Below are 15,131 nucleotides of genomic sequence, written 5' to 3'. Positions count from 1 at the left end.
GGTCACTACGATCACTAGAGCTGTCACAATGCCGATTTTTGCATGACAACGGTGAAGATCGAGTGCAACTATCGAGCCGTGAAGAAATTTAGTGAGCGCACTGAGCCGTGTCCGTTTTTCCAATATTGGGTACAATATTTTCCACATTAGAGATTAACAGCAGAGGCAGGGCGGTCGCAATGTTGCAGTTCTATGAAAAACTTCGTCAATCTTTAATTTGCAGCTCGGCTCGAACACAAGTCCTTGAGCGCAGATTTTTCGCGAAAATTGCGGCACTTGGCGTTCTCAGTCTGCTCCTCCCCTCATGCGATTTCGTTTCACCACTAACCGACGATTCACATCGATTCCGAATGACTTTGGAAGTCGAGACGCCTGACGAATTGCGGGCGGGATTATCGGTTCACGAAGTAACTGCGGGAAACCGGACAGCGTTTTTGCCCGATATGGCCGATCGTCATAAGAGCCTGCGCGGAGAAGCGGTGGCGGTCGATCTCCCCAACGACCGCATGCAGTTCGTGTGACGTGACCCCCAGCTTTCCCCCAGCTGGGATTAGAGCTGGGCGGTTGTTTTGCGCATAAGCGCGATTGAAGCAATGGGCTGCGTAGTGGAGCCCGTAGGGCGTAGCGAAGCAGGCCATTGCTTATCCAGTTCGGCGGCGAACGCCGCCGGTGTTGCGTAGCCAAGCGATGAGTGCGGTCGCTCCCGGTTGTAATCATCCACCCAGGCGGCGATCTCGACACGGGCATGGGCCATGCTCATGAACAGCGTCTCGTTGAGCAGTTCGTCCCGCATGCGACCGTTGAAGCTCTCGACATAGCCATTCTGCATCGGCCTTCCGGGCGCGATATAATGCCACTCGACGCCGATCTCGCCGCACCATGCCAGCACGGCGTTGCTGGTGAGCTCGGTTCCGTTGTCGCTGACGATCATGCCGGGCTTGCCACGCTGGGCGATCAGCTCGGTCAGCTCTCGAACGACACGGCGACCAGAGATCGACGTGTCCGGCACCGCTGCCAGACACTCCCTTGTCACGTCATCGACCACGTTGAGCACCCGGAACCTCCTGCCCGACGCCATCTGGTCGTGCACGAAGTCCAGGCTCCAGCGCTGGTTCGGTAAGGCGAGCACCGGAGCAGGTGCCCTCGTGCCGACTGCGCGCCTGCGACTGCGTCGACGCCTCACCGCCAAGCCTTCCTCCTTGTAGAGCCTCTGGGTCTTCTTCCGGTTGATCATGATCCCCTCCCGGCGCAGCAGGATGTGCAGACGGCGATAGCCGAACCGCCGTCGCTGGTTGGCCAGCTCGCGCAGCTTCTCACGCAGATCGGCGTCATCGCCCCGGGTGGAACGGTAACGCACGCTCTTGCGATCGGCATCGATGACACGGCACGCCCGCCGCTCGCTCATCCCGTGGCATGCCTGAAGATGAGCGACAGCTTCCCGCTGCGCGGCGGGCGTCAGAACTTTTTTGCCAGAAGATCCTTCAACGCCGCTTTGTCCAGCATCGTGTCGGCCAGCAGGCGCTTGAGCTTGGCGTTCTCGCTCTCGAGCTCCTTGAGCCGCCGGGCATCAGACACCTCCAGCCCACCATACTTCGACTTCCAGTTGTAGATCGTCGCTTCCGAAACCCCGTGTCGCCGGGCCAGGTCGGCGGTCTTCGCTCCCGCCTCCGCCTCCTTGAGCACGCCGATGATCTGCTCTTCTGAAAACCTCGTTCTCTTCATCTCGTCCGTCCTTCTGTCAGGGCCGGACTCTAATCCAACTTGGAGGAAAATCAGGGGGTCACGTCACGTGCTTCTGACTAGCTGGTGGGAAGCTTGGGAGTTACGTCAGTATATGTGAAGTACGAAATCTCATGTCGCCAAGACGGCCATCATTTGTTAGGGTAGATCCCTAGGTTTCGCCTTCTGAGAGAAATTGGAGCTTCCAATATGAGGCAGTTATTATACGCGATAGTGCTTATTACCGTGAGTTTTTTCGCTGGATATGCCACGGCATTGTATCGCTACGCTCCTTATTCTTGCAAGATAGACGGCAATCCATTCACGTGCGACGACGTTTTGCTACTTGAAGCTCCATCGGAAAGCGACAAATGAAATGACAAGTTCATCGAACGCACTTGCCATCGTCAATAATGGTATTGAAATACTCCCTGAAATCACTCTTTTTCGATTGAGATCTGATTTAGATGAGGTATGGCTGGACAGTAACGGTCAGATACATCAAAGTCTTTTAAATGACGCGCCGTGGTCTGAGTATTTAAATAATTCAATATATGAGTATAGAGAAAGCATATATCGATCTTTTACTGAGATACAGAACGTAATAGCGGGCATACAATTTGAAGAGCTTCTTGAAGGTGATGCCCGTACCGCGAATATCAACTTTTATACGGCGAATTCGACTTTAAATCACATGGGGCAGACGGCGCCATCTCTGCTTGATCTTAATACTGGTTTGTATCATAACGAAATTTTCTTTTTCCCCTTAAATCAGGGTAATCTTATACGTCCCACCGATTATGTCGTTCTGCATGAAATACTTCATGTCTTCGGTCTTACAGACTCTGTGAACGGTACATTTTCAAGCAGCTTTGATGATCGATATACGGTAACATCGTACACGCAAGGTATTTCTGATAGAGTGAATACCAACTTAGCTATTTTCGATATATATGCGCTTCAAAGTCGATATGGAATAAACGCAGGATACAATCCTAGCGATTTCTATCAATTTTCCTCGTCTACGAACTTTCAGAATATGGGTGTGGGCCATTCAAGTGAGCTTGACTCTGATTACGATCAGCTTGCTGTATGGGATGCTAGTGGATCTGACACATTCAGTGGATCAAACCAATCAACGAGCGTGCTTATAGATTTGCGCCAGGGCTCGCTCAGTGACATAGATAGCCTGCAAGGCAGAAATTACAATATTGGGATTGCTTTTGGTACAGTCGTTGAAAATGCTGAGGGATCAGCATTTGACGATGTTTTGATCGGAAATTTGGCGTCTAACAATATTGTTGGGGGTGGAGGGGCTGATCGCATCTACGGTGATGGTCGGGCATTTGCGGCCAATCGTTCAATTTCATCTTGGTGGTCGCTTTCCGAAACGTCGACCGAGGAGGAGGAATGGATCTATCCTGAACTTAACGGTTCCAATCCGTCACAAACACAAACAGATGTTCTTCATGGTGGATCTGGCTCGGATCATCTATTCGGCGGAAGTGCATTTAACGTGTTGGATGGTGGTTTTGATGACGACGAGCTGCATTCAGCAGGTCGCTCAACAGTCATGTACGGCGGGCAGGGGGCGGATGAGTTTCACATAGGCTCCAATACCGTAATCGCTGACGGGGAGGCGGCTGACACCACGTACTATGGCATAAGACTGTTCGGCGGAACGAAGCAATGGTGGATGGAAGGCGGCACGGCTTACTGGACGCCGTTCTCCAATCTGGTCAACGCATTCCCTGTCGCCGGCGCGTCTATGCTTCTGGCTGCTTCCTTCTTCGTCGACGCAGTGACAATGAAGTTCGCGAGCTATCAGAAGAACGCAGACGGAAGCCTCGGTATCAATATCGGCTGGGGCCTTGGGGGCGTTGCCAGAATCGATGACTACCACCTCGACCTCGATTCAGGCGCAGCCAGCGGTGGAGTGGTCGTCTTTCAGTCAAGCCTCACGGAAAATCCGACACTAGATACCTTCACCCAGTATATAAATCTATCGCTCAAGGCCGCTTTCGGTGTCGGTTTCAACGGCTGGGACCCGATCGTCCTCGACCTCGACGGCGATGGTTATGAACTGACCACCCAGCGCAACAGCGGCGTCCACTTCGAGTTCGATGGCGACGGCTTTGCCGAGAAAACCGGCTGGGTTCGGCCGGACGATGGCTTTCTTGTGCTGGACGCAAACGGCAACGGCATCGTCGACGACAGCACCGAGTTCTTCGGCGACGAGACTCAGGGTGGTTTCGCCGAACTTGCGACGCACGATGTGAACGCGGATGGCGTGATCGACGCTGCAGATGCCGTCTTCAACGAACTGCGCGTCTGGCGCGATCTCGACAGCGACGGCGAGACCGATGCGGGCGAGCTGTTCACGCTGGCAGAGCTTGGAATCCAGTCGATCAGTCTTGCTGCAGCCGCTCCGACCGATCCGATAAACATCGGCGGCAATACGATCGCCGCGGAAGCACTCGTCACCATGACCGACGGCTCGACCCGCATGGCGGGCGATGCGGTACTTGATATCAGCCATATCGATACGCGCTATCTTGGCGGAACGAGCGTTTCGGCTGCCGCAGCCGCGCTGCCGGAATTGCGCGGTTTCGGCAATGTCGCCGATCTGCGCGTTGTTATGAGCGAGGACGCCGCAATCCTGTCTCAGGTCGATGCTTTCGACCAGCTGGCCACCACAGACCTCTCTCTTCTGAAGTCAAGCGCCGAGGCGATCCTCTACGCTTGGGCCGGCGTCGATGGAATGGCACCCGATGCGCTCGGAACCGATGGCTTCGACATGCGCAAGCTGGCCTTCCTCGAAGCGTTCAGCGGCCAAGAAATCGCTCCGCGCGATCCAGCCACTGGCGAAGTGCTGCTTGACAACCTGCCAGAGCTCGAAGCGAGCTGGACGGACACCCTGCAGAGCCTGACGCTACGCCTCATCGTGCAGAGCGACGCGCTGCCCGCATTTGCCGGGCTGACCTACCGCTCCGACCTCGACCTTATCGTCTTGGACGGCGCAGACTCCCTCAAAAACGTGTATTCCGCAATCCTAAGCGGGCTATCGAGCGATTTGACCGCCGCCCTCGCCGAATGGGAAAGCTGGGGCGAGTTACTGTCCGCCATACAGGATGCTTCGCACCGGTTCGACGGTAATATCGTGCGAGCCGATTTTGCGGCGGCGCAATTGCAAGCCGCGATCGTAGCCAGCGGAACCTCGCTGGATATCGCGAGCCTCGCGCCCGCACTTGGTATCGACAATCTCGTGGTCGGAACGTCCGCTGCGGAAACGCTCGTCCAAAGCGAGGGCGGTACGATCTTTTCGAGCATCGGCGACGGCGATACTGTCAATGGTGGTGCGGGGCAGGATGTCTATTTGCTGTCCCGCGGCTTCGGTGCGGTTACCATCTATGATGAAGAAGGCGCACAGACCGGCGACCGCATCCGTTTCGTCGATATCGACCGGTCGGAAGTTTCGGTCGATAGGGTCGGAGCGGACTTGGTGCTCACGGTCGATGCGACCGGCGATACGGTTACCATAATCGGTCAATTTGCAGACGTAGTCCCGATCGGTACGGACACACTGCTCAGCAACAATCTCGGTCTGGAAGAAATCCAGTTCGCCGACGGCGAGGTTATGGAAATCCCGGACATCGCCATCGCAATCGGTGAGGGAACGTCAGGCGACGATGTCATGGAAGGCACCATGCACACCGACGTATTCCAGGGGCGCGAGGGCGACGATATCCTGAGCGGCGGTGACGATGCCGACCTCTACGTTTTCGATCTCGGCGACGGCGCGGACATCATTCGCGATTTCCAGACTACCCCGCTGCTTCGTGCAGCCGACATGGTTATCTTCGGCGACGATATCGCGCCCGAAGACTTGGTCTTCACGCGTGGGACAAATCCTAACGACCTTGTGATCACGATCGGCACCGGCGGCGACAGCGTCACGATCGAAGACCAGTTCGGGTATCTCTCCCTAGGTTACAACGATCCCTTGGCGCCAAACTCGCGGATCGAGATTTTCTCGTTCCGCCACTATGGTGAGGTCTACACCCACCGCGACGTTCAGCAGATGCTGATCGCTGCGGAAACAACCGATGGCGATGACGTGACGCGCGGCTTCGGCGACGACGATGTCTTTGGGCCGAGCCTGGGCGATGACCTCTTGATCGGTCTCGACGGCAACGACACCTATTACTTCGCTCGGGGGTTCGGCAACGACACCATCGATGAGCAAGCGGTCTTTATCGATATCAATGTCGGCCTCGGCGGTTTGTCGCTCCTTCACGGCGCGGACACTATTGTTTTCGGAGAGGGCATCGATCTCTCCGACGTCAGCTTTACGCGCGCTTCGTCCGCACCAAATTTGACGATTACGCTCGATACGGGCGAAACGCTGACTGTCCTCAACCAGTTCGACGGTTTCCAGACTGGCACATTGGGCTCGCAGTGGTTCGACCGGATCGAATGGTTCGAATTTGCCGACGGTACTCGTATCAGCTGGCAAGATGTGTTGCTGGACGTCACGACCGGCACGGATGGCGACGACAGTCTTTGGGGTGATCTCTACCAAGACACGCTTACCGGCGGTCTTGGCAACGATTACATGTCCGGTGGCGGCTTCGCCGACACGTACATCTTCAATCTGGGCGACGGCCAGGACGTCATCGATGACAACAACCCATTTATCCTCGGATCAGGGTTCGTGTCCGTCGATACGACACCGGATATACTCAGGCTTGGTGCCGGAATTACGCCCAGTGACATATCGATCATCACCAGCGGGACAAATCTTACGCTCGCGATAGGCTCGGGCGGAGATACGGTCACCCTCCATGGCCAGAACGATTACTACCACACCGGCGTCTTCGGCGCGTTTTCGAACAGTCGCATCGAAAGAATTGAATTCGCAGATGGAGAGGTCTGGACTTGGCAGGATCTGAACCGGCTCGCGATAGAGGCCGCGACGACTTCCGGTGATGACGTCATCACCGGCTTTGCCATGGAAGATCGTTTCGAGGCGAGCGCTGGTGATGATATCATGCGCGGGGGTGATAGCGATGATACCTATGTTTTCGGGATCGGCTCAGGTTCCGACCGGATCGAGGAAAGCGTAGGCGACCTCAACTTCAGTCATTTCGATGTGGTGGAATTCGGCCCTGGCCTGACTGCCGATGACCTGACTTTCGAAAGAAATGGATCGGACCTCATTGTTCGGATCATCGGCACGACCGACACGCTCACGATCGTTGACCAGTTCAGGAACTATATCGGCTTTACGAACTACGACATCGAGCTTTTTCGTTTCGAAGATGGCACTGAGATCACGAAGGAGGCCATCATGGTGCAGCTACTCGCTGCGACCGATGGTGATGACATCATCGAGGGCTATCATACCGACGACACGCTCGCTGGCGGTTTAGGTAACGACACACTGTTCGGACGCGACGGGTCGGACCGTTATGAATTTAATCTCGGAGATGGTCAGGACACGATCGTCGAGAGTGTTCGCTTCGCCAATTTGGACGACAGCGATTGCCTTGTCTTCGGAAGCGGAATAACTCCGTTGGACATCCGTCTTTCCCGTGATGGCGAAGACCTCATCGTCTCGATTGATGGCACATCGGATTCCGTGACGATTATCGGTCAGTTCTCTTACTCGCTCGGTTTCACCTGGGAAGATATCGAGTTCTTCGAATTCGCCGACGGCACCGTATGGACGAAACGAGATGTCGCGAATTTCGTGATGGCGGGCACGAGCGGCGACGACACTATCGATGGTACCTCTGAGAACGATGAGCTTACTGGCTTGGGTGGTAACGACATTCTGCGTGGCGGTGATGGATCGGACACATACTACTTCAATCTCGGCGACGGGCAGGACATCATCGAGGAATCTGTCGGACACCAGTTCTTCTCTGATTTCGATCAGATCGTCTTCGGCGCCGGGATCGCCGCAAACGATCTCACTTTCGTGCGTGACGGGAATGACTTGACCATATCGATTGCCGGGACGACGGACTCGATAACCATCGTCGATCAGTTCCACATGAGTTCGGGCTTCTCGAACCATGATATCGAGCAAATCCAGTTTGCAGATGGCTCGGTCATGACGAAGACCGATATCCAGAATATCCTCACTACCGGAACCGAGGCGGACGAGACGATCCTCGGGTTCAATACGGATGATCATATCGACGGCGGCGCTGGCAACGACATCCTTCGCGGACTCGATGGTTCGGACACCTACGTCTTTGGCTATGGCTCGGGCAATGACATCATCCGCGAAAGCGTCGGTAATGTCCTGTCAGCGGACGACGATCGCATCCTCTTTGGTACAGATGTAACGCAAGCCGATGTCATCTGGTCTCGAAGCGGCGGCGACCTCATTATCGGCTTGGTTGGCTCGTCGGATACACTCACGGTCGAAGGCGGTCTCGAACGTGAGGGCAATCACGATTGGACATGGCGCGACATCGAGCGGTTCGAATTTGCCGACGGTACGGTGCTTTCCAAAGAAGACGTCATGGCCATCCTGCTCCAAGGGACGGCAGCCGACGAAACGCTCGAAGGTTTCTGGATCGACGATGTCCTCGCAGGAAACGGCGGAAACGATGTCCTTCATGGCGGTCTTGGCGATGATACCTATATTTTCTCGCGCGGAGACGGTCAGGACACGATTAGCGACAATAGCGCAACCGTCCTGGGTGGAGGCAATGATCGCCTTCTTTTTGGCACCGGCATCCTGGAAAGCGAGCTTGTCTTCTCGAGAAACGTCACGGGCTCCGATATCATTCTCACCTTCACCAACTCCAGCGATCAGATCACTCTGGCCAATGTCGCCACCGACGAAGCCTCGACGATCGAAGTGTTGGAGTTTGCTGACGGAACGGTGCTGACTTATGCCGATCTTGTCGCCCGGGTCATGATTGCAACGCCCGGAGATGATGTGCTCTATGGCAGTAGCAGCGGAGAGTCGCTTTCCGGCGAGGCGGGCGATGACATTATCCGCTCGCGGGATGGCAGCGACGTCCTTATCGGCGGTGCGGGTAGCGATGTGCTCTCGGGCGAGGGCGGCGACGATACCTATGTCTTTGCCCTAGGAGACGGCCAAGATACCATCAGCGAATATTTCGGTGGCACATCCGGGGGTTTCGATATCATCGAGCTCGGTGCCGGAATTGCTCCAGGCGATGTAACGATTAGCCAAGCGGACAGCGGATACGACATCGTCCTGACAATAGGAACAAACGGTGACAGCATCACCCTCGATCAGGCGATTGTCGATAGCCGCTATGCTATAGAGGAGGTTCGCTTCGCCGACGGTACAGTGTGGACCCACGACGACCTGCTAGCAAGCGCGACCGTCGGATCTACCGGCAATGATCTGCTCTACGGGACAGTAAACACGGAGACTCTTGCTGGGCTGGCTGGCAACGACATCTTGCGTGGACGTCAAGGTAACGACACGCTGATCGGCGGCACTGGCAATGACATCCTATCGGGCGAAGGGGGCGACGACACGTACCTCTTCGACGCAGGCGATGGCCAAGACACGATCAGCGATACTTTCGATGTTTATAGCGGCGGCTATGGCGGGAACGATGTCTTAGAATTTGGCGTGGGCATCAATTCGACTGACGTAACTGTTTCGCAAGCAGGTGACGGCAATGATCTTGTCCTGACCTTCGCCGGGTCGACTGACCAGATTACGATTGACAGCGCTATCACCTATGATCGCAACCGCATCGAGGAGGTTCATTTCGCCGACGGCACAGTCTGGACGCACGAATACATGCTGTCTCTGGCAACTGGCGCAACTACAGGCGATGATACTATATTCGGAGATCAAAATCCGAACGCGTTGGTTGGATTGGCTGGGAACGATGCTCTACGCGGACGTCAGGGAGATGACACGCTAATCGGCGGAACGGGCAATGATCTGCTTTCGGGCGAGGGCGGCGACGACACCTTCGTCTTCGAAGCTGGAGATGGCCAAGACATCATCCGAGATACGGTCGACACCTTTGGCGGCGGATACGGGGGCAATGACGTACTGCTTCTCGGTGCTGGGATCGATGCAGCCGATGTTTCGGTAGCGCAGGCAGATAACGGCAACGACCTGGTCCTGACCTTCGCGAATTCGACAGACCAAATCGTTATCGACAACGCCATCACGTACGAACCGAATAGGATCGAGGAAGTGCGTTTTGCAGACGGCACGGTCTGGTCGCACAGTGACCTCATGGCAAGATCGATGACGCCGACGGCGGGCAACGATGCCTTCTACGGTAGCGAAGCCGCAGAAACCATCTCTGGCGAAGCAGGAGACGATACGCTCCGTGGACGTCAAGGGAACGACACTCTGATAGGCGGAGCGGGCAACGACCTTCTCTCCGGCGAAGGCGGTGATGACACCTTCGTGTTCGAGGCTGGAGACGGTCAGGATATCATTCGGGACACGGTGGATCGCTTTGGAGGCGGACACAGCGGCTTCGACGTTCTCGAATTGGGTATTGGGATCGATCCGAACAATGTCACGGTTTCTCAGGCGGACAACGGTAATGACCTTGTACTGAGTTTCGCCGGATCGACCGACCGCATCACGATCGATAATGCGATTACCGATACTCGCAACAGAATTGAAGAAGTGCGTTTTGCAGACGGTACGGTTTGGTCGCACACTGATCTTATGGCTAGATCGATGACACCGACGGCGGGCAACGACATTTTCTATGGCAGCGAGGCAGCCGAAATCATCGCTGGGGCAGGTGGTGATGACACGCTCGGCGGTCGTCACGGCAACGACACGATTATTGGTGGGACTGGCAACGACCTGCTGTCAGGCGAAGGCGGCGACGACACCTTCGTGTTTGAGGTCGGAGACGGTCAGGACATCATCCGGGACACGGTCGACAGGTTCGTCGGTGGACACAGTGGTTTCGATATCCTGCAATTGGGGGCTGGCATAGATTGGGCCAATGTCTCCGTCAGTCAGGCGGATAACGGTAATGACCTTGTCCTGACATTCGCCGGATCGACTGACCAAATCACCATCGACAACGCGATTACCGATACTCGTAACAGAATTGAAGAAGTACACTTTGCAGACGGTACGGTTTGGTCTCACGACGATCTCATGGCGAGATCGATGACTCCGACCCCAGGCAACGACATTTTCCATGGCAGCGAGGCAGCCGAGATTATCGCCGGGGCAGGTGGTGACGACACGCTTCGCGGTCGCCATGGCAATGACATACTCACTGGCGGGACGGGCAACGACCTGCTGTCAGGCGAAGGTGGCGACGATATCTTCGTTTTCGAGGTCGGAGACGGCCAGGATATCATCCGAGACACGGTCGACAGGTTCGTCGGCGGACACAGCGGCTTCGACGTTCTCGAATTGGGGATCGGGATCGATCCGGCCAATGTCACGGTTTCCCAAGGCGATAGTGGCAATGACCTGGTACTGACATTTGCAGGATCGACCGACAGCATCACGCTCGACAATGCGGTGACGGACAGTCGCAACCAGATCGAAGAAGTGCATTTCGCCGATGGTACAATCTGGGATCATAGCTATCTCGTCTCCCTATCGATTGCACCGACCAGCGGCGATGATGTCTTCTACGGCACGGCAGGTGCGGACAGCCTGAGCGGTGGCGTTGGCAATGACACGCTTTACGGCCAGGATGGAAACGACATCCTATTCGGCGGGACCGGCGACGACTGGCTCGATGGCGGGCGACATACCGACCGCGCAGTATATAGCGGCCTGTCCACGGACTACTCGATCACGACCAGCGGCGGCGCTGTCTACGTTACCGACGATGAAGCCGCCATCGATGGCGATGACGGGGTCGATCGGATCATTAGTATCGAGACGCTCGAGTTTCAGGGTGGCACCACCGTGGGAGTTACTTCACCAATCATCCTCGATCTCGGCGGTGATGGTATCCAGACTGTAAGCGCTTCCGATAGCCGAGCTTCATTCGACCTCGATGGCGATGGCATAGGCGACGACACGAGCTGGATCGGCTCTCGTGATGGCTTCCTCTTCCTCGACCGCAACGGGGACGGGACGATGACGGATGCCTCGGAAATCAGCTTTACTGACGATGTGCCTGGTGCGCCTTCCGATCTGGCCGGGCTCCGCGCATTCGATAGCAACGCAGACGGCATCCTGAGCTCCGATGACGAAGCGTTCATGGCGTTCGGTGTCTGGTGCGATGCCAATGGGGACGGAATCGTTGACGAAGGAGAAACAGCGACACTCGCATCATTGGGGATTGCATCAATCGATCTTGCGGGCGAAAGCGTTGAGGCGCGAACCGGGTTCGGCGAAACTGCTATCCTGAATTACGGCACCTTCACTCTCTCGAATGGAACGAGCCTTCAGTTTGCAGATGCTGCCTTAACGTATTTCTCGGGACCGCAGCAGTCAGACGCACTCACTGACCCATTGGCGGATTGGCGCTCGAACTTCGGTCGGGATTTGCAGGATTTGCTAGCTGAACTCAGACCTGACATGATCGGTGAGCTTCATCCGCGAGTCCGCCGTTTTGTCGCCGAAGTCGATCAGTTAAATGGTCCCCAGTTCGAACAAAGCAACTTCGATTTGGACGCGTGGTTCGATGCTGCACACCCCAATCAAGTTGGGTCATCGCCTGTCAGAATGGCTTCCTACGATCTTGAAGCACCGCAGGCATCGGCACGCCCCGTTCTGATCGAACTGGAAACTGGAATGGCGAACTTTTTGGGGAGCGATACCTGGGTAGTTTAGCAATCCTGATCGGTTGATGCCTGCACGACGGCAGCATTCGCGAACTAGAAGGAGGATTGTCCGACTGAAAGCACTGTGACGCGAATTTCAATCACCCCGCGTAGCTGAAGCACAACGCTTTTCTGCGCGCTGGATGGCTGATCGACTCACGCCCATCTTTTCGGCGACACAAGTCAAGGAGTGGCCTGCCTTGCGCATCGCAATCACATCCGCCTGCTGCTGATCATCTAGCGCGCGGGGCCTGCCAAGCCTCTTACCTTCGGCCTTGGCGCGGCGCAGTCCAGCTTGCGTGCGTTCGATCAACAAGTCCCGTTCGAACTCTGCGACCGCGTTGATGACTGACATCGTCATTTTACCAGCCGCACTGGTGAGATCAACGCCGCCGAGCGCGAGGCAATGAACCCTCACGTTATTTTCGGCGAGCCTTTCAACCGTAGTGCGAACATCCATTGCGTTGCGCCCCAGTCGGTCAAGTTTGGTGACGATGAGAACGTCATCCCAATCTAAGCGGTCAACCATTCGAGCGAACTTTGGCCGGTCCATAGCGGGGACCGATCCAGAGACCGTCTCGCAGTAAGTTCGGCGGGGTTCGACATGGAAACCCGCTGCTTCGATTTCTGCGATCTGGTTTTCTGTAGTCTGTTCGGCTGTGCTTACGCGGCAATATGCAAATATTCGCGACATGGGCTAACTCCTCGTATCGAAAGCGTGTCACGAAACAAATTAGTGTATCGAAATGCGTCGGCCTATATTTGGAGTAGCGCCTGGTAAATCAGATCGCTGTATCGCTAATGCTCCTTTTCGAACGCCACGCGTTAGATTGACCTACACCTCCGCCATTCGCGTTGAGGTGTCCAAGGACGGATGCCAATTTCTGACCCAAGAAAACGGCCAGAAACTTACATCCGGACTTTCTGCGAGACGCATCCGGTAAATCTCCGTTGCGCCGTCAATTCCGAGGTGCGGCCTAAGGAGATTGGAAATGCACGTCCAAAAATTTGAAAAAACTAACTGTGTGATCCCCAGTGAGATCGTGGCTACCAACCGGCATCGGTTCGAAAGCGCGCGGGCATTTCTCGACAGCTACAATTGTGATGGCTTGCTGGAGCCTGGCGAGATCATTGGAAACGTGTTGGCAGACCTCATGTGGTTATGCGCCTGTGATGAAGGCGCCGGAAAATTCGAAGACCATCTCGCAATGGCCTCCACGTTCTTCGATGATGAAAGGCAAGGTCGCGCTTAACTGTCATTGGCGGATCGATCGGCCCGCCACTCATCATCCGAAACGGCGAGCAATAAGGTCAGCTTTGCGCCCCCATTTCGGCCATTGAGCCATATCCATTTCTTGCCCAAAGTGGCGAAAGGAACGAACGGCGAAGCATTGATCGCAAAGCACCGCTCAATTTGCGCGCGTGCTATTTGGATGTACTAATTGTCGATCACGATTGGGGGCGAAAGATGGACTACCTGACTGATAGCGCAGATTTCACTTTCAATGGGAAGAAGCGGCGAATGGGGGTTGCGATTGACAATGGCCATATCATTGCGTTTCCGAGGAAAGGCAGCTTACTAGATGATCTGGCTGTTTCGGTAGCAGTATTGGCAGGAATTGCCGTCCCAATCGTGGCCATTCCCGTAGCCCTCGCAGTGCTCGGAGTGGACAAGGCGATCAACCGACCTCAGCAAGAAGAGCTCGCGCGAACGATCGACATGCTGCAACGCAAATTCAAGCTGGCGGAATCGGACCTGCTGATCGCAAACAACGAGACAAGTTCCGTTACACTTTCTGGAAACAGCTTCCTCACTTTTGGAAATACGACTGTGAAAATCGCAGGCCGCTTTGCGACTGGTGACAAAGTTGCGGAAACCGAATTTTCATGTGCATTTAATTCCGGAAAGGCTGGGCTTCAAAGACTGTTCGAAAGAAACGGTTACAAGGTCCAAATCTACTAAGCGTACTCCTCGCCGCTACCCCGGCGATAAGGGGCGGTGGCGGGGATGGGAAAGATGGACTGGCGGCCGGCGACCCGACCCCTGAGGGGGTAGGTTCCCAACTTGGTTTGCGCGGGACTGTTCACCAAGTATGAGTTGCCGCACACCGAACGAGGAAAGTCATGGAACTGACGAAGAAAGAGCGACTGTCATTCATTTATCAGCTTCGTATTCTTGAAGCACTGTATCCTGACGATGCAGATCATTACGCAAAGAACAGGACCGCTCTCGAAGAAGGGTACACCTACCATTACGATTGGATGGTCGAACACCTCTACGATGAGCTAAGCGAAGAACAGTGCCGCGAGGTGATCGACATCCTCGATATGTTCAGCGAAATCGCGTGGGGCATCGAGAAGCTGGACAAGGGCGACAAGCTTAGGGAGCACCAAATGGCGCGTTTCCCGGGGTTCGACGGCAACAACGAAACGCACCTGATGGCGTATGTCCGCTACTTCGTTGTCGAGCTCAACCGCTTCGAGATATTGAAGCACGACGAATATCCCTACTTCAACAGCCACTGCCCAATGTTAGACACGTATCGCGAGATGTTGGTGCGTTGGCGGGGTCTCGACCGGCAGCACAATCTCGGACGCAAACAGATAGCCGCGCTTCTCGGTGACTGACC

General features: G+C 55.4%; 7 protein-coding genes. 5 read left to right on the top strand and 2 right to left on the bottom strand.

What is annotated here, in order from left to right:
- Positions 1-179: 179 nt before the first annotated feature.
- Complete coding sequence (locus tag P8R33_RS03865) at positions 180-521, top strand: hypothetical protein (RefSeq protein ID WP_278327668.1); 342 nt, start codon at positions 180-182, stop codon at positions 519-521.
- A 29-nt stretch (positions 522-550) separates the two neighbouring features.
- On the opposite strand, the gene P8R33_RS03860 is transcribed toward P8R33_RS03865, so the two are convergent.
- Positions 551-1,722, bottom strand: a protein-coding gene (locus P8R33_RS03860) for an IS3-like element ISEli1 family transposase (protein ID WP_278327667.1) whose coding sequence is annotated in 2 segments (ribosomal slippage) — positions 551-1,470 and positions 1,470-1,722 — 1,173 coding nt in all. Because the reading frame shifts where the segments join, the coding sequence is not laid out codon by codon here.
- Between the two features lie 373 nt (positions 1,723-2,095).
- On the opposite strand from P8R33_RS03860, the gene P8R33_RS03855 reads away from it, so the two are divergent.
- The gene (locus P8R33_RS03855) at positions 2,096-12,511 is read left to right on the top strand and encodes a calcium-binding protein (protein WP_278327666.1); all 10,416 of its coding nucleotides are present in this window, start codon (positions 2,096-2,098) and stop codon (positions 12,509-12,511) included.
- An 87-nt stretch (positions 12,512-12,598) separates the two neighbouring features.
- On the opposite strand, the gene P8R33_RS03850 is transcribed toward P8R33_RS03855, so the two are convergent.
- On the bottom strand, positions 12,599-13,195 hold the full coding sequence (locus tag P8R33_RS03850) for a recombinase family protein (RefSeq protein WP_278327665.1): 597 nt from the start codon (positions 13,193-13,195) through the stop codon (positions 12,599-12,601).
- Between the two features lie 292 nt (positions 13,196-13,487).
- Between P8R33_RS03850 and P8R33_RS03845 the strand changes: the two genes are divergently transcribed.
- The 3 genes from P8R33_RS03845 to P8R33_RS03835 all read left to right on the top strand — a co-directional run bounded on the left by P8R33_RS03845 (position 13,488) and on the right by P8R33_RS03835 (position 15,129).
- The gene (locus tag P8R33_RS03845) at positions 13,488-13,754 is read left to right on the top strand and encodes a hypothetical protein (protein WP_278327664.1); all 267 of its coding nucleotides are present in this window, start codon (positions 13,488-13,490) and stop codon (positions 13,752-13,754) included.
- A gap of 215 nt (positions 13,755-13,969) precedes the next feature.
- On the top strand, positions 13,970-14,464 hold the full coding sequence (locus tag P8R33_RS03840) for a hypothetical protein (RefSeq protein ID WP_278327663.1): 495 nt from the start codon (positions 13,970-13,972) through the stop codon (positions 14,462-14,464).
- Positions 14,465-14,625: 161 nt separating this feature from the next.
- Positions 14,626-15,129, top strand: a complete 504-nt coding sequence (locus P8R33_RS03835; protein ID WP_278327662.1) for a YfbU family protein — start codon at positions 14,626-14,628, stop codon at positions 15,127-15,129.
- The last annotated feature ends 2 nt before the right edge of the window (positions 15,130-15,131 follow it).

The sequence above is a fragment of the Qipengyuania flavescens genome, from assembly GCF_029688735.1.
Lineage (GTDB): Bacteria > Pseudomonadota > Alphaproteobacteria > Sphingomonadales > Sphingomonadaceae > Qipengyuania.
Note: the sequence above shows the minus strand (reverse complement) of the source record. Positions and strands in the feature narration are given on the sequence as shown.